This is a genomic window from Marinobacter sp. SS8-8, from assembly GCF_030540945.1.
Taxonomy (GTDB): domain Bacteria; phylum Pseudomonadota; class Gammaproteobacteria; order Pseudomonadales; family Oleiphilaceae; genus Marinobacter.
In genome coordinates, this window is the sequence record NZ_JASSVN010000006.1 from 1 (window position 1) to 19,704 (window position 19,704).

The following is a 19,704-nucleotide window of genomic DNA, read 5'->3' on the forward strand; positions in this document are numbered from 1 at the left end:
ACACAGACACCCAAAGGGCCGCAAAAACCGTTGCCAGACTGAAGGCTGTGTTTTGCCCGAAACCAACTGCCAAACCGCGCCCGAACACCGAACCCAAGAACGCGGGAGCCAGGCATTTAACATTTGTATCGTGGTCTCGGTGACCGTTTTTCCGCGACCACTATATCAACACGAAATTATGTTTAACTTAGCCGAAAAGCGCTTAAGTTCAAAGCGTTGTGGCCGAATCATGTCTCAAAATGGCCGACAAAAACGGTCGTTAAGACCATTTTTTGCTGCGATGCTCTGAAGCCATTCTGGTCCTTGATAAAAACAATCATTCCAAAACAAGAAGGCCTGAAGCTCTCACTCCAGGCCTTCTCGCCATTCATAGGTTAATCACCTCAACCGCACTTACTGTCGCCACAGGACAGGCAGGTCGCACACCCGTCCATCACGATCACTGCCTTGGTGCTGCATTTGCCGCACATGGCGGCATTGGGCGGGTAGTCGCTGGCTTTTTCGTCGTTCGTGGCCGTGGTGTGGCTGGCTTCGAACTCGGCGCGCTTTTCGGCGAGGATGCGCTTGGTGGTTTCGCTCATTTCCTCGCTTTCCAGAAGGCCGATGGCCTTCAGGTGCTTCTCGATCACGGCGCCGATTTCAGCCACCAGGGAGGGCATGAACACGCCACCTTTCTTGAAGTAGCCGCCGTTGGGGTCGTACACGCTACGCAGCTCTTCCACCAGGAAGGTGACGTCGCCACCCTTGCGGAATACCGCAGAGATTACGCGGGTGAGGGCGATGACCCACTGGAAGTGTTCCATCGACTTGGAGTTGATGAACACCTCGTACGGCTGCCGGCTTTCGTGGTCGGTGCCTTCGTTGAGCAGGATGTCGTTGATGGTAATGTACATCGCATGCTCAGCGATCGGCGGCTTGATCTTATAGGTGGTGCCCAGGAGAAAATCCGGCCGCTCGATGTATTCGTTCATCTGAATGGGCTTGGTTTCCGCTTTCACCGGTGTCTGGTGTTCGGTTACTTCAGGGTCGGCTTTCTTGACTCGGTAGCCGACGATTTTGTTGCTGATTTTAACGGTCATGTTCTTTGTCCTGTGTCGGTTCCCGAATCAATACTTTCCGTAGGTGCCTTCTTTAAGCGCGTCAAACAGGTTGGCGGCGTTGTGGATTTCGCCGTCGTACTCTACCTGTTCGTTGCCCTTGAGGGTGACCTTGCTGCCGTCGTCCAGGGTGAACTCGTACAGCGTGTTTTCCAGGTCCTTCTCTTTGACCAGAACGCCCTGGAAAGCTTCCGGGTTGAAGCGGAAGGTGGTGCAACCCTTCAGGCCCATGTCGTAGGCGTAAAGGTAGATGCCCTTGAAATCCTGATAGTTGAAGTCTGTCGGAACGTTGGCCGTTTTGGAAATCGAGGAATCCACCCACTTCTGGGCAGCAGCCTGGATGTCGACGTGCTGCGCCGGCGTTACGTCATCGGAGGTGGTGAAGTAGGGCGGTAGCTTCTTGTCGTCATCTTCGGAGAACGGCATGGCGCCCGGGTTCACCAGGTGGCGGTAGGCCAGCAGCTCGAAGGAGAATACGTCGACTTTTTCCTTGGTCTTGCGGCCTTCGCGGATGATGTTGCGCGCGTAGTGATGCGAGAAGCTCGGCTCGATGCCGTTACTGGCGTTGTTGGCCAGAGACAGGCTGATGGTGCCGGTGGGTGCGATGGAGGTGTGGTGGGTGAAGCGGCCACCTTTTTCGGCCAGTTCTTCCACCAGCTTCGGCTCTACGTTGGCAATCTGCTGCATGTAGCGGCTGTATTTGGCGTGCAGGATGCGGCCTTTGATTTTGTCGCCCAGTTTGTAGCCATCCTCGGACAGCTGCGGGCATTTGCCCAGCATCTTCGGGGTAACTTCAAACTCATCGTCCATGATCGGCGCCACGCCTTTCTCCTCGGCCAGGGTGAGGGACTGGCGCCAGCCTTCCACGGCCATTTCACGCACGACTTCTTCGGTGAACTGTACGGATTCTTCAGAACCGTAGGGCATGCGCAGCATGGTGAGGGTGGAACCCAGGCCCAGGATGCCCATGCCGTGGCGGCGCTTGTAGGTGATTTCGTGGCGCTGCTCGGCCAGCGGCAGGCCGTTAATCTCTACCACATTGTCCAGCATGCGGGTGAAGATACCCACCACCTTGCGGTATTTCTCGTAGTTGAAGCTGGCCTTGTCGGTGAACGGGTAATCCACAAACTTGGTCAGGTTTACGGAGCCCAGCAGGCAGCTGCCGTACGGGGGCAGAGGTTGTTCGCCGCAGTTGTGGGCATGAAAGCCATTGGCATCAAAGGTGTTGATGCCAGGCACCTGTACGTCGTACACGGCTTCGGTGGATGCGGTTTCAATGCTGGTCACCCGGGCTACAAAGCGCTCGCGGTTCAGTTGACGCCTATAGCTGGCGAGTGCTGCTTCGAGCCGGCCCCGTTTATCTGTGTGGACAAACCCGATCTCGTCAGCAAAACGGCTCAGGTTTTCCCCGGTGATGATCAGTTCATGCTGGGGCTGGATGGCGTAGGCCCGGCTTCCGCCCTTGCCATTGGGTAAAGTGGCGGTGTCGGCGGCGCGCCGGTCTTCATAGATACTGGAAGCAATACCCAGGCGCAACAGCATGCGCTGTGCCGCTTTCAGCCTCTGCAGATCGGACTGGGCCAGGCGGATGCTTACACCTTTCTGTTGGTTGCCCTGAACAGAACCGTCGGCGTCAAAGAAGCCTCGCAGGAAGCCGCGATAGGCCGCCGAGGAGGTTTTTTCCAGAGTTTCTGTAATACACTTGTTACCCGGAGCCATGCCCATGTCTTCAGCCAGTTGCTTCAGTGCGGCGGTGCTCAGGCGATACTCGTTGCGACCGCTGACTTGCTGCCAGCCGTTGAAATCGTTGCGGTGGGGCAGGCTGCGCGCTGCGATCTCGGCGGCCTGCATGATGGCGGTGGGGCCACTGGCGGTGGGGCCGCCGTTTACCGCCATGGCGGGCTGCCATACGGAGAGCACGGCTTTGTCCTGCTTCAGGGTGCCGTCACCCACGAGGAGGCCCAGCAGATAGCCCTGGTCTTCGTTAAGGGCGCCATCCCAGTCTGCGAAGGCACGCTGGTCCTGGAGTAGAACGCGATCACCTTGCCTCAGGTCACCGGCGGCACACCACTGGGTTTCGGTGCGGTAGCGGGTGAAGGCGCTTACACGGCGTACCCGGTGGTCAGAGGTGAGTTTGAGTTCATAGCCTTCAGCGGTTTTAAGGACCACGGTCTGTTTGTCGGCGGTTTTAAAGAAGCCTTCTGCGCCGGATTCATGAGGCTGGCCATCGACCATGGCAACGAAGGGTTTGCCTATCAGGTCGCTCACCTGGCGCGGGCCCTGGCTGGTCTGTACCCAGGTGTCACTGGTCACGCAGGGGTTGGTAGCCCGGATGTCTTCGCAGAACCAGTTGTTGTTCATCTGATTGACCTTGTCGATCAGGATGAAGCCCGGCTCGGCGTAGTCGTAGGTGCTGGTCATGATGGTGTCCCAGATGAACTGGGCTTTCAGGGTGCGGTAGATACGGCAGGCAACCTTGCCCTCATTGTTAATCACGTAGCCTTTCTGCACCGGGAAATCACGGTAGACAAACCGGCTCTCATCGCTCAGGTCCAGTTGCTCGTCTTCCACTTCTTTTTCGGTAACGGGGAAGGAGAGGTGCCAGTCGTCGCCGTTGCGCACGGCTTCAATGAAGTCTTCAGTAATCAGCAGGGAGAGATTGAACTGGCGCAGGCGGCCGTCTTCACGCTTGGCCTGAATGAAGTCGATCACGTCCGGGTGGTGCACATCGAAGGTGGCCATCTGGGCGCCGCGGCGGCCACCGGCAGACGACACGGTGAAGCACATGCGGTCGAAGATATCCATGAACGATAACGGACCGGAGGTGGTGGCACCGGCGCCGGCCACGTAGGCGCCTTTTGGGCGCAGGGTGGAGAACTCATAACCGATACCACAGCCTGCCTTGAGGGTAAGGCCGGCTTCGTGGTTCTTTTCCAGAATGTCGTTCATGGAGTCCTGAACCGTGCCGGAAACGGTGCAGTTAATGGTTGAGGTGGCCGGTTTGTGCGCTTCGGCACCGGCGTTGGAGGTAATCCGGCCGGCGGGAATGGCGCCGTTCTGCAGGGCCCAGATGAAGTTCTTCATGTGCTGGGTGCGTACGGATTTGTTTTCCACCTCGGCAAGGGCTTTGGCAACACGTTCGTAGGTTGCGTTGATGTCCTTGTCCACGGGCTCGCCGGTCTTGGTCTTCAACTGGTACTTGCTGTGCCAGATGTCGATCGAGGCTTCCTGCATCGGGATTGTTGTAACCACTGCCTGTGCCTTAGCGTTCATTGCCACCCTCTGTCTTCCGGTATGTCTTCTTTTGATGGCGCCATGCCTCGTGCCGGCGGCGCCATGCCCCTTTGAATTCATGCATTGGGCCTTGGCCCTGTTTTCTTTTTAACCACTATATATGGGTCGATTCTTTGATGAGTATAACAGGATATAGTGTTTTGTGAATAAGAACGCAACTATTGACAGGCGCTTTCGGGCAAAGAAAATCAATCAAAACCGGCTTGAAAAGGGGAAAATTTTTCTAAAACAGAGATTTGGATGAAAAGGTTCAAAACCACTACATGTTGTGGTGAAAAACCCGGTCCGGCCCTAAGCGATCAGAAAAGTCATACAAATTGTGACACCTGCACGTACCCGCTCTGAACGTGTCGCTAAAGTACTGATGTGGTGTCGAAAAGTGCAGTGGCCCACAGGATGTGACAAAGACTAAAAACAAGGAAACAAAAATGAAAGGCCTGAAACCTACCTTGCTAGCGCTCTGCGTTGCGGGTGTTCCACCTGCAGCCACGGCCGAGATCCACAGTCTGGATGATTCAGCGATGGGCATGATCACCGGCCAGGCCGGTGTCACCATTGAGCTGGAAACCAAGCTGAACATTGATCGCTTCATCTACACCGATGAAGGGTCGCTGGAGGTCAATAATATCTTCGTGGGAGGCGCCAACCGAACCGACATGTTTTCCGAGATGAATCTGAACCTCAATGGCCAAGCCAATGACCGGCTGGATAACATCCGGATCAACATTGATATTGCCCGGGACGGTGACGTCATCATCAACCTCCTGCCGATTACTTTCAACGCCGTGGATTTCCGGATGAGCACGGGCGCCTGGAACTTGACCGGCACCGGAGGCAGCACGACCATTCTTGATAACTTCAATATGGATATGCTGATTGGCTCCGGCACCATCCGGATCGATACTGCGACAGACAAACTCAATCTGATCACGGATATTGCGATCGACGACATGGATTTCGACGTGCCGTATCTCGCACTGGGCATCCGGGATCTTCGGCTGACCGGGGCAGATTATGATCTGTCTGCACCGCAGCCGCTGAGGTTGTTTGCGAATGTGGAGCTGGATATCTACAAGGCCGCCAACGCAGCCGGTACAGAGGTGCTGGCTGTGGATATGGAAACGTTCGAGGCAGACATGAGAATTGGTGGGGTGCTGATCGGTGGCATATCCATCGGCTCGGTCGCGCTGGATAACCTGGCGATATCCAATACCGCCATGCGTATATACGGGCACTGAGTGTTTCCAGCATAAAACGGGGCCGAACAAGGCCCCGTGTTCCGCTTCCCTGCATGCGTCCGTCTGACCCAATGGCAGGCAGTCGTCGCCTACTTTCAGCCCTTGAGGTTGCTGCCAATCGTGGTTACAAATTCGCCCTGGTTAACGGCCAGGCTCATGCCCCGGAGTGGATGGGGCTGGCTCCGGTATCACACCCAGGCGCACATTCAGGTGTTCGGTGGTGCCAAGCAGGGGACGCAGGGTTTGAGGGCGACTGAGGTTGCGGTAAACCAGCTCCCGGTTTGGCGTAACTGGATGCGGTTGAAAATAATTTCGCTTGTTTCACGTTTTGACGCCGCAAGTTATGTTCAAATACCCTACGAAAGTCTAATAATAGCTCATCAATAACTCGAATAATGAACTACAAGGAAGGTCCATGGACACAACACGCAAGCTTCCTCTGGATATGGTCTACCACTGGGAAAAATCCAAGACCAACTCGCTGTATATGACGCAACCCATCGGGAATGGCAAAGTAGTGGAGTATACCTGGGGCAGGGCAGTGGATGAGGCGAGGCGCATGGCGTCTTACCTGAAATCCCTGAACCTCCCGGAGAAGAGCCGCATAGGTCTGATCTCCAAGAACTGCGCCCAGTGGATTATGACCGACTGGGCTATCTGGATGGCCGGCCATATTTCGGTGCCGCTGTATCCCACCCTGAATGCAGATACCGTGAACTACATACTGAACCACGCCGAGTGCGACGTTCTGTTTGTCGGTAAGCTGGATGACTGGGACATGATGAAACCGGGTGTGCCGGAATCCGTGCGCTGCATTTCCTTCCCGCTGAGCCCGCCCAACGATTTTGAAACCTGGGACGACATCGTTGCCAGGTACCCGCCCCTTGAGGAGAATGTGTACCGCGATGCGGATGAGCTGGCCACTATCGTGTATACCTCCGGAAGCACCGGCAAGCCCAAGGGCGTGATGCTCAGTTTTGGCAACATGGCCTTTGCTGCGGAAGGTGGTATGGAAGTGCTGGGTGTTGGCTCCGAGGAGCGCATGTTGTCTTATTTGCCGCTGGCCCACGTATTCGAACGCACCTTTGTGGAGCTGGCGTCTCTTTATGCCGGCTTCCAGCTCTTTTTTGCCGAGTCGTTGGAGACGTTCGTGCAGGATCTGCGGCGTGCCCAGCCAACACTTTTCCTGTCTGTGCCGCGGCTGTGGGTGAAGTTCCAGCACGGTGTGCTCCAGAAGCTGCCGAAGAAGAAGCTGGACAGGCTGCTGAAGATCCCGGTGGTGAACAAACTGATCAAGAAGAAGATCCTGAAGGGCCTTGGCCTGGACAAGGTCAAGTTGGCCGGCAGTGGTTCGGCACCCCTGGCGAGCGATGTGCTGGACTGGTATCGCAATCTGGGCCTGGAGCTGCTGGAAGGCTACGGCATGTCCGAGAACTTTGCCTATTCCCACATGAGCAAGCCAGGACGGTCAAAGACCGGTTACGTGGGTGAGTCCCTGCCGGGTGTTGAAACGCGTATCAGCCCGGAAGGTGAGGTTCAGATCAAGAGCCCGGCCACCATGATGGGATACTACAAGGACGAAGAGAAAACCCGCGAAGCCTTTACCGAGGACGGTTTCCTGAAAACCGGTGACAAGGGCGAGATTGATGAAATGGGCCGCCTCAAGCTGACCGGCCGTATCAAGGAAATATTCAAGACCAGCAAGGGTAAGTACATTGCACCTGCGCCAATCGAGAACCGCCTGATGTCCCATGACGCCATTGAGATGGTGTGTGTCTCCGGTGCCAACCAGACGCAGCCCCACGCACTGGTGCTGCTGGGCGAAGAAATAAGGCCGAAGATGGCGGATGAGTCGTTCCGCAAGGAAATCGAGGAAAGCTTCAGGCAACTGATCGCCGATGTGAACAAAACGGTGGATCCCCATGAACAACTGGCTTTCATCACGGTTGTCAACGAAGAATGGTCCATCGAAAACAGCTTCCTGACACCAACCATGAAGCTCAAACGTAATGTGGTTGAGGATGCCTACCAGGACAAAGTGGATAACTGGTATGCACAGCGTCGGCCCGTGATCTGGCAGTAATATCTGCCCTTGATTGAAACGATGCGATCAGGCCCGGCTTTGCCGGCCCTGTTTCGTAGGGGGAATGGCCGACGATAGTCGCATAGGGAAAAGCAAGGAGCCGGCCTAAACTGGAACGATATCAGGAGGATGATATGAGCCAGTTGTCCCTTTTCCAGAAACGTATCCACGATGAGATTCCCCTTTCACGGGCGCTGGGGATTCAACTGCATTCGTGGGATGGCCGCTCTCTGCTTCTCAGTGCGCCATTGGAGCCGAACCGTAACCATCAGGGCACCGGGTTCGGTGGTAGCATCTATTGCGCCGCGGTTACCGCTGCCTGGGGCCTGACAGAGCTTGCGCTCTCAGATATGGGGCTCCGGGGCAGCGTGGTTGTCCAGAGTGGCAATATCGATTACCTGGAGCCGGTCAGTTCGGATTTTTACGTAATCTGTCGTCTGCCCGGCGATGAGGTGCCCGAGCGCTTCCGGAAAAGTCTGGCGCGGCACGGCAAGGGCCGGCTGGACCTCACGGCTGAAGTGTTTTGTGGCGAACCCAGAACCATGCCGGAGGTTGAACCGGTGGCGGTTTTCCAGGGTCGGTTTGTGGTGCAGGATGTGGAGTCACGGATGACTCCCTGATGTCCTGAACCTTCTGGGCCGCGGGTTTTCAGGCAATCGAGCGGGTGTTGGAGATTGACCGGCTCATCAGAATAATCGGGATGATGCCCGCCAGAACAATGATCAGGGCGGGCAGGGCGCTGTGGTACAGGCGCTCGTCAGACGCAAACTGGTACACGTAGGTGGCCAGGGTCTCGAAGTTGAACGGCCTGAGAATCAGGGTGGCCGGCAACTCCTTCATGCAGTCCACGAAAACCACCAGCGCAGCGGTCAGCAATGTTCCCCTCAGCATGGGCAGGTGAACCTTTACCAGGGTTTTACCGGGGCTGTGGCCCAGTGAGCGGGAAGCCATGTCCATACTGGGTGTGATCTTCTGCAATGCACTTTCCACGCTGCCTGCGGAAACCGCCAGGAAGCGCACGGTATAGGCAAACACCAGGGCAAAGGCCGACCCGCTGAGCAACAGCCCGGTGCTGATGCCGAAGAACTCCCGCATCAGGCTGTCCAGCCAGTTGTCGAACCCGGCCAGGGGTACAATCACACCCACCGCCAGTACCGCACCGGGCATGGCATAGCCCAGGCTGGAGAGACGCATCAATACTTGCATGCCCCGGGTATTGTGCAGGCGGCGGCTGTAGGCAAGGGTAATGCCGACCAGCAGGGTTGTCAGCGCAGCAGTGCCAGACAGGAACAGGCTGTTAAAAGTATTGCGGACAAAGTCCGGGTTCCAGCTTTCACCAAAGTATTCCCAGGCGTAGAGACCGAGGGTGGCACCGGGAATCACAAACCCGAACAGTACAGGCAACGCACACACGGCCACACAGATCATCTGGCGCGGGAACGACATGGTGAAACGATGGATCGGTTCCCGGTTGTCCCGGGCGGCGTATTGCTGTTGGCGCCTGCGGGAATAGCGTTCAAGGGTTACCAGAATCACCACGAAGATGAGCATGGTGGTGGCAATCTGGGCGGCGCCGCCGAGATTGCCAAGATTCATCCAGGTATCGAACAGGCCTGCGGTGAGGGTTTGTACAGCGAAGAAATCCACGGTGCCGAAATCGTTCAGGGTTTCCATGAGCACCAGGGAGAGCCCTACGGCAACTGCCGGGCGAGCTATGGGCAGGACAACCTTGACGAAGGTGCTCAGGGCCGAGTGGCCAAGGCTGCGGCTGACGGCAAACAGGGATGGCGACTGCTCCAGGAATGCAGCCCGGGCCAGCAGATACACATAGGGGTAGAGCACCAGGCCGAGCATGAGCGTGGCGCCTTCCAGGCTGCGGATTTCCGGGAACCAGTAATCGGAGGCGTTTTCCCAGCCAAACCAATCCCTCAGGGCACCCTGGACCGGGCCGGCATAATCCAGCAGGCTGGTGTACACATAAGCGATAACATAGGCCGGTACCGCGAAAGGCAGAAGCATGGCCCACTCGAAGAACTTGCGGCCTGGAAACTCGCACATGGTCACGGCCCAGGCGGAGGCCAGGCCTATGACCAGGGTGATTACGCCCACGCCTGCCATCAGTTGGATGGTGGTGATCAGATAGCGGGGCAGTGTGGTTTCAATAAGGTGTGGCCAGATATTCTCTTCGGGAGAAAGCGCGAGAAAGATAACCGAGAGAACCGGCAAGGCAACAATGGCGGTGGTCAGCAAGGCGCTGATAAGCCATTTTCGAGAGGTACGCTTTGCCAGCAGGGGCTGGGATAGCCCGGGGTTAACGCTGGTTGCGGCCTCGCTCATAGCTGTCCTGTGTGTGAGTGGTGTGAATGGGTGTGCTGTCCGTTTGAGGGTTGCAGATTGTAGACACCTGGCATGATGCCTGCAACGACTGGGTCATGGTTTGGCCTCGGAAAGAGCGGTGGGAAAGCAGGGCGAGGGTAGAGGAACCACCCTCGCCCGCAAAAAGGGCTTATTCGCCGTCGTAATCGACCCGGTCAACCAGTTTGACTGCGGCTTCGCGGTTTTTGGCGATTTCCTGCAGTGAGAGGTTGTCCGGGTTGATCTCACCCCACTCGGCCACTAGCCCGGTAGGCTTTACTTTCGGGTTAGCCGGGTATTCGGTGTTGGCCTCTGCATAGATGCTCTGGGCTTCCGGTGACGACAGGAATTCCATCAGCTTGATCGCGTTTTCGCGGTTGGGCGCGCTCCTGGTCAGGGAAATGCCACTGATGTTTACGTGGGTGCCGCGGCCTTCGGCGTTCGGGAACACCAGGCGCACCTGCTCGGCGATAGCACGCTGGTTCTCATCCTGGAGCATGTTGCCGTAGTAATAGCTGTTGCCGATGGAAACATCGCAAACACCTTCGGCAATGGCCTTGATCTGGTCGCGATCACCACCCTGGGGCCTGCGAGCAAGGTTGTCTTTCACGCCAGCGAGCCACTTTTCGGTTTCTGCCTCACCGTGGTGGGCGATCATGGAAGAGATCAGGGCAATGTTGTACGGGTGCTTGCCGCTGCGGGTGCAGACGCGGTTGTCCCATTTGTCGTCCGCCAGTTGTTCGTAGGTCGTGATTTCACCTTCCTTAACCCGCTCCTTGGATACGAAGATCAGGCGGCCGCGGGTGGTCAGGGCGAACCACTTGCCGTCCGGGTGGCGCAGGTTTTCAGGAATGTTGTCTTCCAGCACCTCGTTGTCGACACTCTGAACCAGATCCCGCTCGACCAGTTCGTTGAGACGGGAAATATCAACAGTCATTACCACGTCAGCCGGGCTGTTGCGGCCTTCACGCTCAAGGCGTTCGGCCAGGCCCTGTTTGGCAAATACCACATTGCTCTGGATGCCGGTTTCCTTTTCAAACGCATTCAGTAGTGGTTTAAGCAAATACGCCTGGCGGTATGAATAGATGTTTACTTCGCCGTCAGCAGAGGCAGCCATCGGCATGGCAGTGAGGGCGATTGCGGCGGTTGCAGCCAGTGTCATTCGCATAGTCGCATCCTTTGAGGTTGAATGTTCGGCCCATGGCTGAGATTCACAGGTGTTTAAAAACGTCAACCATTCTCATTTCTGTTAAGTGTGTAGTCAATATCTCCTTTGGCTTATTTTCCTGAAAATGGTGTTATGCTTCGGAAGACTATAAAAACTATGCAAAAAGTAGTGGAAACCGAAGATGGCTGGGAATGATCGAAGAGAGCACATGCGCACTGCCATGAGTGCGAAGGTGAAGCTGGTCCATGAGGAGCTTGGGGATTTCATATTCTCAACCCGCGATATTTCCGATGGCGGCGTATTTGTCGTCGTTGACACGGAGCCTTTTGCCCCGCGGATCGGCGACAGGGTGACCGTGCAGGTGCAGGGCCTGCCTGTGCCGGCTCCGGTGCTGGATATGGTGGTGGTGCGCAAAACCAATGACGGATACGGCCTTCAGTTTGATCAAAATGGTGACTGATAGGCGGATTCCCGAGGCCTGTTGTGGATAATGGGCAGGCCAACGAATTTGCTGTCAGGGAATGCGCCAGCCAGATGATCTTTTCAATCTTCTCCAGAGCTTCCAAGCCAATGATCGCAATTCTCATCGCGGCATCCATGCCGGGGTGTGCCAGCTACTATTCGCATTTTGCGATGTTTCCGGCGGAGAATTCCTCCGGTGAATCCAGGCAGGTACGGCTGTCCTGGCAGAGTGCTGAGTACCCGGGCTGGTGGTTTGCCCGCAACAAGGCTACATCGGTAAAGGTTGAGACCCAGTGCAGCGACCGGGTCTGGCGTGTGCGGGATGGCGACGATGCGGATGCCGGTTCCTGCAGCACCGGCATCCGGGCCTGCGGGGAGAGCGGCATGAACCTCGTCGCCAGGACAGGAAAACCCGCCACGGAATCCACCCGGTGCATGGCGATCAACGCCGGGGATCCCGGTGCCCGTATCACGGGTATTGGCGGAAAACTGGAATTGCTGGTTTCCTGCACGCCGGCCGTTGTTACTGAAGGTTCTGGTGACGAGTCCCGTAACCTGGATTACATCCGGGCATCGTCGGTACCCTACACTGTCTACGTACGCAAGGTGCCCCGTGGCGCCATGCACGCACGGCCGCCAGAGTTCGACGAAATGGCATGTAACGCTGAGTGACACTCTGACGTGAATGTGTGACCATCGTCACATTGCTACATTTTGTTTCCTCGTGAACATTATCGTTACGCTTTGTCGCATTTGAGTTGCCTGGTGATACGATATTGTAATTGTGTCTTCCCCCGGTTCAGTCAGAATGGTAACCATTGAAAGTTGGTTGGTGAGGTGGGCCACATGGGTGTCCAACAGAAAAAAGTGGCAGTACATGATCTGGAAGTGGGCATGTTCGTGTCTGATCTGGACAGGCCCTGGCACCAGACTCCTTTCCCGATTCAGGGTTTCCATATCCGTTCCCAGGATGATATGCGTGCGCTGGTTTCCCACTGCAAGTGGGTAATGGTGGATGTTGCGGAAGCCCGGGAATCCAGAGAGGTCAAAGCCGGTAACAAACCGGTGTTTGGCAAGAGCTCCAACAGGCGCGGGGGTGGGCGTGAACAACTGCAGTTGCCCCCGCTGAGCATCCGGGAGCCGGTTAGTTACCGCACGGACACCAGCATCAAGAAGGAAATGAAGACATCAAAGCGGCTGCTTGATGATGTTGAGGTCGCGCTGGACAGCCTGTTTGAGGCACTTCGTTCAGGGGGCGTGGCCGACCTGAAGGCCATTGCAACCATCACCAGCAAGATGGTGAGCAGTGTGATTCGTCAGCCGGATGCCCTGTTGTGGATCAGCCGCACCCGTGCGCACGACAGCTATCTGTACCGGCATGCCCTGAACACCGCGGTGTGGGCACTGGTGTGCGGGCGTCACCTGGGGTTGAACGAAGGTCTTCTGAACCACCTTGGTCTGGGCTGTTTGCTGTCCCAGGTTGGCAAGACGGCACTGCCGGCAGACATGCTGGCCCGGGAAGGGCAGTTAAGCGCTCAGGAATATGTTACCTACCGGGGTTACGTGAACCTCGGAGCTCATATACTGGATGGCAGCGGGTTGTCCCGGGCCGTTCTGAGTGTTGTCCAGGGCCATCGGGAGCGTCATAACGGGTCGGGTTTCCCTGAAGGCGTTCGGGGTGATCGCATTCCGTTGCTGGCGAAGGTTGCGGGTATTGCGGAGTTTTTTGAATCATTGATTGGGCCAAGGGATCACGCCGAGCCAATGACACCCGCCAAGGCGGTGACCTTGCTGTACGAGATGCGCAACATTGAGTTCCAGGAAGACCTGGTGGAGAGCTTCATCCAGGCTATCGGCATTTATCCCACGGGCAGTCTGGTGGAGCTGACAGACGGTCAGCGGGGGATTGTGGTTTCCCATTCTCCCCAGCGCAGGCTCTGGCCCCAGGTGATGGTGATGACCGACAACACCGCCAGGCCCCTTAAAACCGCCAAAATTATCGATCTTGCCCGTTATAATGAAGGGAAAGAGGCAGCAGAAACGATCCGGATCCGGGATTGTCTGCCCCATGGCACCGAGGGGCTGGACCCCTCGCACTACGACCTGGCGGGCGTGGAATCCCGCTGGAGTCTCTCCAGGCTGATCAGCGGATAATCACTCGCAGCTGTTTGCGAACCCACCGATAAGTGTTCTCCGGGCGGAAACTCAGCAGCAGTTCTGATTCTCTGCCCGAAGTGCCAGCAACAGGACCCGCCACAAAGTACTCTACCTCGGCGCTTTGCCAGTCTGTTGAATACACCTGAATATCCTGAGGGCGGGTGCTTATCGCTTCCAGCTCAGCCAAAGCCAGGCCCCCGCCGATCCGGCGTACCGCCACCTGTTTGATGGCGGTATCGGTGGCCGGATAGCTGGCAACATCGTCATCCAGGTAGTAACGCTTGGCAACGGCTGTGCTGATGCCCTTGAGTTCCCGCGTGAGGTAAGTCTGCGCGTCTTCGGTGCTGGTGTCCTCCATCGAGCGTACTGAACCTTCGATTCGCTCCTTTTTGGCTTGAAGGTCTTCCTTGTATTCGACATCCGGATCGCGCTCATCGGCGTCTCCCGGCCTGGGTGGTGCGTTGTCGATTTCAGCCTGGGAGGGTGGCTCCTCGCACCGTTCGTCGTCTTCCGGATAGAAGCAAATCGCCGCCAGAAGCTGGTTGGCCGGGGAGAGCGTGGGCGTTGTGGCAGTGAATTCCGGTTCGCTCGCGGTAAAGTCTATGGGCCCGGTCAGGTCCTGCAGCGCTGCATTCAACTGGCTGATGACCCGCGTACGGAGTTCGATGCCTTCGCCCTCCGGGATGCCTTCGCTCCAGTTCAGCAGCATCAGGAATCGGGTCAGGTTCATCAGGGTGGTGTTTTCCAGCACCTGTTGCTCGGTAAGGGTGTGCGTTGTCAGGCCTTCTTCATCCGCCATGGGCGTTTGCAGGGCGGTCCGTGTGGGCTCAAAGAATTCGAGGAGGGTAATGTATTGTTGTGCAGGAACCCCACTGATCAGCGGCAGGTCGCCGACCCGGAATTCCAGGGTTTCGCCGGGATAGTAACGGAATTCCCCTGCGGCGTTGGTGGTGCCGGCCTGGCTGGCTGTCTGGTAGCTGAGACCACTGAAACCATTGAAGTTTAGCCTGCCTGTGCTGGTGTCGTCGCCGGAGCCACTCTCGTTATCAAGGCAGCCGGTGAACGCAAGTGCGCCCAGAAGCGCGAGTGACAATCGGATGCGGTGAACGGATCTCATGGCTTGTCGTACATTCCCTTCGGTTCAGCGCGCTTGCACTCGCGGTGCGGCAGCGCCTTTTGTAAATTATTGTAATCGCATTATAGGGGCGGGAACCGCCTCATATCGGGATTCCTGTCGCAGTTTCCGGTTTTGGCCTGTGAACACTTTCAGGCCGTTAAAGGCCTTGAAATCAGAGGGTTTGTCACAATAAACACCAGTCTGAATTCTGGCGGGCCGTTTCTTGCCGCTATCCACTGAATCGGGATCGTTTATGAGCAATGCACTGGAAATCGAGGGCCTCACCAAAATTTACGGTGACGGGTTCGAGGCACTCAAGGGGATTGATCTTCACGTAGCCGAGGGGGATTTCTTCGCCCTGCTGGGGCCCAACGGCGCCGGCAAATCAACCACACTGGGTATCGTCTGCTCATTGGTAAACAAGACAGCCGGCAAGGTGCGGGTTTTCGGGTGCGACATCGATACACACCTTTCCGATGCCAAGCTGAATCTCGGGGTTGTGCCTCAGGAATTCAACTTCAACCAGTTCGAGAAAGTATTCGATATCGTAACCACCCAGGCGGGCTATTACGGGATTCCGTTAAAACAGGCGTCGGTTTCCGCAGAAAAGTATCTGAAAAAGCTCGGTCTCTGGGGCAAGCGTGACACCCCGGCCCGGATGCTGTCCGGGGGGATGAAACGCCGGTTGATGATTGCCCGGGCCCTGGTGCACGAGCCGAAACTGCTGATTCTGGACGAGCCGACGGCCGGTGTGGACATCGAGCTGCGCCGCTCGATGTGGACCTTCCTTGAGGAAATGAACCGCCAGGGCACCACCATCATCCTGACGACTCATTACCTTGAGGAGGCGGAGGCGCTTTGCCGCAACATTGCCATTATTGACCACGGCAAGATCCTCAAGCACACCAGCAAAAAGGCCCTGCTTCAGCAGCTTGGCCTTGAGACCTTCGTGCTGGATACCGAGTCACCGCTGGATGCCGCGCCCGTGCTGGGTGATTTCCACACCCGGCTGGACGGGGAAGGTGCCCTGGAGGTTGAGGTGGAGAAAGGCCAGGGGCTGAACCAGGTGTTTGTGCAACTGGACCAGATGGGCATCAAGGTGATCAGCATGAGAACCAAGGCCAACCGACTGGAAGAGCTGTTTATTCGCATGGTGGAACAGAACGCCCTCGATTCCCGCAAGAATGTGGAGGGTGCAGCATGACACCACAGGCCTTGTTCACGGCATTCGGCACTATCGTTATCCGGGAGGTTCGCCGGTTTACCCGGATCTGGCCCCAGACACTGCTGCCGCCGGCAGTCACCATGACGCTCTATTTCATTATTTTCGGCAATCTGATCGGCTCTCGTATCGGTCAGATGGGCGGGTTCGATTACATGTCCTTTATTGTGCCAGGCCTTATCATGATGGCGGTGATCACCAGTTCCTACGCGAACGTGGTATCGTCGTTCTTTTCGATGAAATTCCAGCGCAGTATCGAGGAGCTGCTGGTGTCTCCGGTGCCGAACTGGATCATCCTGGCCGGATATGTGACCGGAGGCATGGCCCGGGGGTTGGGGATCGGCCTTATTGTTACCCTGCTGTCCCTGGCCTTTACCCAGCTTTCGATACACAACCCGCCAATGATGATTCTGACGGTGTTTCTGACCTCGGCCCTGTTTGCCCTTGGCGGCTTCATCAACGCCATGCTGGCGACCAAGTTTGATGACATTTCCATTGTCCCAACCTTCATACTGACGCCGCTGACCTATCTGGGCGGAGTGTTCTACAGCATCGATCTGTTGCCGGGGTTCTGGCAGGGCGTGTCCCTGATCAATCCGATCCTGTACATGGTAAACGGCTTCCGTTACGGGATTCTGGGCGTTTCAGACGTTAATCCGTTCATTTCTCTTGGTATGATTCTGGTTTTCATCACCGTGCTGGCAGTCATCGCATTGAAGATGCTGGAGCGGGGCAAAGGCATTCGCCACTGATTTCGGGAACACCTATGGCACTTAATGATGCGCCGCTTGGCAAAACAAGTGATTACCCGGCCAGCTACAACCCCGGCTTGCTGTTCCCCGTGGCGAGAGAGGAAAACCGTCGCCGCCTTGGCCTGGACGATGGCCGCTGGCGCTGGTTTGGGGAAGACCTGTGGCAGGCCTGGGAAATTTCCTGGCTGAGGCCGGGCGGCGTGCCTGAGGTGGCGTGGGCAGAGATTGTCTTTCCGGCGGCTTCGCCTTCGATCATTGAGTCCAAGTCAATGAAGCTCTACCTGAACTCGTTGAATCAGGCTGTTTATTCATCCCGGGACCAGGTGGCTGAAACGATTACTCAAGATCTCTCCAGTGCCTGTGGTGGCGCGGTGCAGGTGACGCTGTTGAGCGTTGATGAGTCGGGCAAAGCGGTTGGCCGCCCCAGGGGATTTGAGCTGATCGATAATGAGCCGGTGAGCGATGTGGTTTATGACTATGCACCGGACTCACTTTCCGCCAGCGACGGAGGCGGAATAGTGACAGAGCACCTCTGTTCCCATCTGCTGAAGAGCAATTGCCCGGTGACAGGGCAACCGGACTGGGCAACTCTGCTGATCAGTTACACCGGCCGGAAAATCGACCGGGCCGGGTTGCTGCGGTATGTGGTGAGTTTTCGGCAGAAGCAGGATTTCCACGAACACTGCGTGGAGACCGTGTTTACGGATTTGATGAGCCGTTGCAAGCCGGAGTCGCTCACAGTGCGTGCCCGATACACCCGCAGGGGCGGGCTGGATATTAATCCCTGGAGAAGTACCGAAGCCGGCCGGGATGCCGGGCCGCGGTTGATCCGTCAGTAACCAGGGTTGTCTTCAGCAACGAAGGTTGGTTGGAGCGCCGCCGGCGCCTCAGGAGACGTCTTCTTCCCGCCGGAGGCGATCAGCGGCATCTTCCAGCGCGGTGAGAATCGCCTGCCGTTCTTTCTCGGTGATCTTGTCCGAATCCAGGTACATGGCAAAGCCGCTGTGTTCGTGCTCCATGAAGCTGCGGTTTGGCCCCATATCCCGCCGGAAATCCACCACCTCGTATATCGGCACCGGTTTGCCGAATCCTTTCACGGTTATTTCGCCTTTGTCCCGGCACATGATCTTGTTCTTGATCAGTGAAAAGGTCTCGTAGGACACCAGGATCTCGCCGGGTTCCGCCAGGGATTCAAGGCGGCTGGCCAGGTTCACTTCCTTGCCGATGATGGTGTAATCCATCCGGTTTTCAGCCCCGAAGTTACCCACTGTGGTGTAGCCGGTGCTGATCCCCATGCGGATTTCCAGGGGGGTCTTGATGCCCTGGCTTCGCCACTTCTGGCGCATGATCTTCATGTGCTTGCGCATTTCAATGGCCATGGACACGCAGGCAAAGGCGTCTTCCCGCTGGCCCCGGCTGGTGGGATCGCCAAAGAATACCATGATTGAGTCGCCCACGAATTTATCGATGGTGCCGCCATATTTGAGGGCTACTTCAGACATTTCATTGAAGTAGTGATTCAGCAGCTCGGTCAACGCCTCTGGCTCCATCTCTTCGGAGAGTTCGGTGAAACCCTTGATGTCTGAAAAGAATACCGCCAGTTTCTTGCGCTGGGTTTCCAGCCGTACATCCCGCTCCCCGGTAAAGATCGATTGCCACACCTGGGGCGAGAGGTACTTGGACAGCTTGTGAGACAGGGCAATCGACTGTTCCCGCTGATTCTGGATCTGGGTTTTGGCCAGCATCAGTGCCCGGGCCTGCTGGTGTGAATAGTAGGCGGTAACGCAGATATACAGTCCGGTGGAAAGAATCGACACCATGCTGGTCAAAAGCGGCGCGTGGGGGCCGTCGGCCAGGCCGAGGATGGCAACGACAATCGCAATTGCCGCCACCATGAAACCGGTACCGATCAGCCACTGGCGGATGCCACCCACGATCAGGCAACTGAACATCAGCATCAGGGCCACTGACAGGGAGGGTATGACAATCAGGCCGATAAAACCGATAAACCCGCCGCCAATCACACAATCCACAATGAGCATCTTATGACGGATGCGGGCGGAATGTCTCAGGAAGGTCTTACGGGTCAGTATGTGGGCTATGTGTGGCCATGTGAGAGCACCTGCTACCAGCCACAGCAACGGCTGCGGAAAGGCGCCCTGGAGAACACCTGTTACGATAATCGCCGCCGTAGACGTGTACGCCAGTAATCGGCCGCTGTAATCCGGCATCGGCGGTATGACGATCGTACTGCCGGAGCCCTCGGTAGCCATCGACTTGACTATGGAGGTGCTGGCTTTTCGCAGATCGGCCGGTACGCTCATCATTTCAGAAACGGATCCGGCCGATAAGTATGTCCCGGAACATGACCCAGTCCCCCATCAGGCTGTACAGTGGGTACCTGAAGGTTGCAGGGCGGTTTTTCTCAAACATGAAATGGCCGGCCCAGGCAAACCCATAGCCGATGACCGGCAGGGTCAGAAGCCACGCCAGTTTTCCGGAGGTGATCGCCCAGACAGCGACCAGAAGAACCAGAAGGCTACCGACAAAGTGCAGCCTGCGACAGGTTGCATCGCTGTGTTCTTCAAGATAGTAAGGATAGAATTTGGAAAAGCTGTTGAAGGTTCGCTGGTTGCTCATTGTGTTGCTTCTCACCGTTGCAGGACTGCGGCATTTTATAATTGTTGGCAGCGCCGACTACGACTAAAGATTAACAGCATTAGGTACAAGCCACAATTCACAGCCAGTAATTGTGCCCA

General features: G+C 56.6%; 16 protein-coding genes. 9 read left to right on the plus strand and 7 right to left on the minus strand.

Annotated features, from left to right (window positions below; translation table 11 throughout):
• Window positions 1-383: 383 nt before the first annotated feature.
• Window positions 384-1,079 carry an NrdJb gene (locus QPL96_RS07860; protein WP_303286835.1) on the minus strand — a complete coding sequence of 232 codons (696 nt, stop codon included), beginning with the start codon at window positions 1,077-1,079 and terminating at the stop codon, window positions 384-386.
• Between the two features lie 27 nt (window positions 1,080-1,106).
• Window positions 1,107-4,370, minus strand: a complete 3,264-nt coding sequence (locus tag QPL96_RS07865; protein WP_303286836.1) for an LAGLIDADG family homing endonuclease — start codon at window positions 4,368-4,370, stop codon at window positions 1,107-1,109.
• Between the two features lie 449 nt (window positions 4,371-4,819).
• Here QPL96_RS07865 and QPL96_RS07870 point away from each other — a divergent pair, with 449 nt between their 5' ends.
• The 3 genes from QPL96_RS07870 (at window position 4,820) to QPL96_RS07880 (ending at window position 8,332) form a co-directional block, all read left to right on the plus strand.
• Window positions 4,820-5,629, plus strand: coding sequence for a DUF6160 family protein (locus tag QPL96_RS07870; protein WP_303286837.1), 810 nt, complete (start codon window positions 4,820-4,822; stop codon window positions 5,627-5,629).
• A gap of 415 nt (window positions 5,630-6,044) precedes the next feature.
• Entirely contained in the window at window positions 6,045-7,712 is a 1,668-nt protein-coding gene (locus QPL96_RS07875) for an AMP-binding protein (protein ID WP_303286838.1), read from the plus strand.
• Between the two features lie 134 nt (window positions 7,713-7,846).
• Window positions 7,847-8,332 carry a thioesterase domain-containing protein gene (locus QPL96_RS07880; protein WP_303286839.1) on the plus strand — a complete coding sequence of 162 codons (486 nt, stop codon included), beginning with the start codon at window positions 7,847-7,849 and terminating at the stop codon, window positions 8,330-8,332.
• A 28-nt stretch (window positions 8,333-8,360) separates the two neighbouring features.
• Here the strand turns inward: QPL96_RS07880 and QPL96_RS07885 are convergent, their stop codons facing one another.
• Together QPL96_RS07885 and QPL96_RS07890 are read right to left on the minus strand one after the other, a co-directional pair.
• On the minus strand, window positions 8,361-10,049 hold the full coding sequence (locus QPL96_RS07885; RefSeq protein ID WP_303286840.1) for an iron ABC transporter permease: 1,689 nt from the start codon (window positions 10,047-10,049) through the stop codon (window positions 8,361-8,363).
• 169 nt (window positions 10,050-10,218) lie between these two features.
• A complete protein-coding gene (locus QPL96_RS07890; protein WP_303286841.1) occupies window positions 10,219-11,235 on the minus strand; it encodes a Fe(3+) ABC transporter substrate-binding protein in 1,017 nt (338 codons plus the stop codon).
• Window positions 11,236-11,416: 181 nt separating this feature from the next.
• On the opposite strand from QPL96_RS07890, the gene QPL96_RS07895 reads away from it, so the two are divergent.
• From QPL96_RS07895 to QPL96_RS07905, 3 genes are all read left to right on the plus strand, one after another.
• The gene (locus QPL96_RS07895) at window positions 11,417-11,695 is read left to right on the plus strand and encodes a PilZ domain-containing protein (RefSeq protein ID WP_303286842.1); all 279 of its coding nucleotides are present in this window, start codon (window positions 11,417-11,419) and stop codon (window positions 11,693-11,695) included.
• A 110-nt stretch (window positions 11,696-11,805) separates the two neighbouring features.
• Window positions 11,806-12,369, plus strand: coding sequence for a hypothetical protein (locus QPL96_RS07900; protein WP_303286843.1), 564 nt, complete (start codon window positions 11,806-11,808; stop codon window positions 12,367-12,369).
• A gap of 174 nt (window positions 12,370-12,543) precedes the next feature.
• Window positions 12,544-13,851, plus strand: a complete 1,308-nt coding sequence (locus QPL96_RS07905; protein WP_303286844.1) for an HD-GYP domain-containing protein — start codon at window positions 12,544-12,546, stop codon at window positions 13,849-13,851.
• On the opposite strand, the gene QPL96_RS07910 is transcribed toward QPL96_RS07905, so the two are convergent.
• Window positions 13,841-14,971, minus strand: coding sequence for an organic solvent ABC transporter permease (locus QPL96_RS07910; RefSeq protein WP_303286845.1), 1,131 nt, complete (start codon window positions 14,969-14,971; stop codon window positions 13,841-13,843). The genes QPL96_RS07905 and QPL96_RS07910 overlap by 11 nt on opposite strands.
• 253 nt (window positions 14,972-15,224) lie before the next feature.
• On the opposite strand from QPL96_RS07910, the gene QPL96_RS07915 reads away from it, so the two are divergent.
• From QPL96_RS07915 to queF, 3 genes are read left to right on the plus strand one after another with little or no spacing between them, the layout of a single operon-like run.
• Window positions 15,225-16,175: an ABC transporter ATP-binding protein gene (locus QPL96_RS07915; protein WP_303286846.1), complete on the plus strand. Its 951-nt coding sequence runs from the start codon at window positions 15,225-15,227 to the stop codon at window positions 16,173-16,175.
• On the plus strand, window positions 16,172-16,945 hold the full coding sequence (locus QPL96_RS07920; RefSeq protein WP_303286847.1) for an ABC transporter permease: 774 nt from the start codon (window positions 16,172-16,174) through the stop codon (window positions 16,943-16,945). Before QPL96_RS07915 ends, QPL96_RS07920 begins: the two co-directional genes overlap by 4 nt.
• 14 nt (window positions 16,946-16,959) lie before the next feature.
• Window positions 16,960-17,784 (plus strand): NADPH-dependent 7-cyano-7-deazaguanine reductase QueF, encoded by an 825-nt coding sequence (queF, locus tag QPL96_RS07925; RefSeq protein ID WP_303286848.1) that lies wholly within the window; start codon window positions 16,960-16,962, stop codon window positions 17,782-17,784.
• Window positions 17,785-17,832: 48 nt separating this feature from the next.
• On the opposite strand, the gene QPL96_RS07930 is transcribed toward queF, so the two are convergent.
• Window positions 17,833-19,272: an adenylate/guanylate cyclase domain-containing protein gene (locus QPL96_RS07930; RefSeq protein WP_303286849.1), complete on the minus strand. Its 1,440-nt coding sequence runs from the start codon at window positions 19,270-19,272 to the stop codon at window positions 17,833-17,835.
• Window position 19,273: 1 nt separating this feature from the next.
• Window positions 19,274-19,585 (minus strand): Mpo1-like protein, encoded by a 312-nt coding sequence (locus tag QPL96_RS07935; RefSeq protein ID WP_303286850.1) that lies wholly within the window; start codon window positions 19,583-19,585, stop codon window positions 19,274-19,276.
• Window positions 19,586-19,704 lie beyond the last annotated feature (119 nt).

Coding starts and splice junctions, on each gene's coding strand:
- QPL96_RS07860 (WP_303286835.1), bottom strand. CDS start 1,079: ATGACCGTTAAAATCAGCAACAAAATCGTCGGCTACCGAGTCAAGAAA.
- QPL96_RS07865 (WP_303286836.1), bottom strand. CDS start 4,370: ATGAACGCTAAGGCACAGGCAGTGGTTACAACAATCCCGATGCAGGAA.
- QPL96_RS07870 (WP_303286837.1), top strand. CDS start 4,820: ATGAAAGGCCTGAAACCTACCTTGCTAGCGCTCTGCGTTGCGGGTGTT.
- QPL96_RS07875 (WP_303286838.1), top strand. CDS start 6,045: ATGGACACAACACGCAAGCTTCCTCTGGATATGGTCTACCACTGGGAA.
- QPL96_RS07880 (WP_303286839.1), top strand. CDS start 7,847: ATGAGCCAGTTGTCCCTTTTCCAGAAACGTATCCACGATGAGATTCCC.
- QPL96_RS07885 (WP_303286840.1), bottom strand. CDS start 10,049: ATGAGCGAGGCCGCAACCAGCGTTAACCCCGGGCTATCCCAGCCCCTG.
- QPL96_RS07890 (WP_303286841.1), bottom strand. CDS start 11,235: ATGCGAATGACACTGGCTGCAACCGCCGCAATCGCCCTCACTGCCATG.
- QPL96_RS07895 (WP_303286842.1), top strand. CDS start 11,417: ATGGCTGGGAATGATCGAAGAGAGCACATGCGCACTGCCATGAGTGCG.
- QPL96_RS07900 (WP_303286843.1), top strand. CDS start 11,806: ATGATCGCAATTCTCATCGCGGCATCCATGCCGGGGTGTGCCAGCTAC.
- QPL96_RS07905 (WP_303286844.1), top strand. CDS start 12,544: ATGGGTGTCCAACAGAAAAAAGTGGCAGTACATGATCTGGAAGTGGGC.
- QPL96_RS07910 (WP_303286845.1), bottom strand. CDS start 14,971: ATGAGATCCGTTCACCGCATCCGATTGTCACTCGCGCTTCTGGGCGCA.
- QPL96_RS07915 (WP_303286846.1), top strand. CDS start 15,225: ATGAGCAATGCACTGGAAATCGAGGGCCTCACCAAAATTTACGGTGAC.
- QPL96_RS07920 (WP_303286847.1), top strand. CDS start 16,172: ATGACACCACAGGCCTTGTTCACGGCATTCGGCACTATCGTTATCCGG.
- queF (WP_303286848.1), top strand. CDS start 16,960: ATGGCACTTAATGATGCGCCGCTTGGCAAAACAAGTGATTACCCGGCC.
- QPL96_RS07930 (WP_303286849.1), bottom strand. CDS start 19,272: ATGATGAGCGTACCGGCCGATCTGCGAAAAGCCAGCACCTCCATAGTC.
- QPL96_RS07935 (WP_303286850.1), bottom strand. CDS start 19,585: ATGAGCAACCAGCGAACCTTCAACAGCTTTTCCAAATTCTATCCTTAC.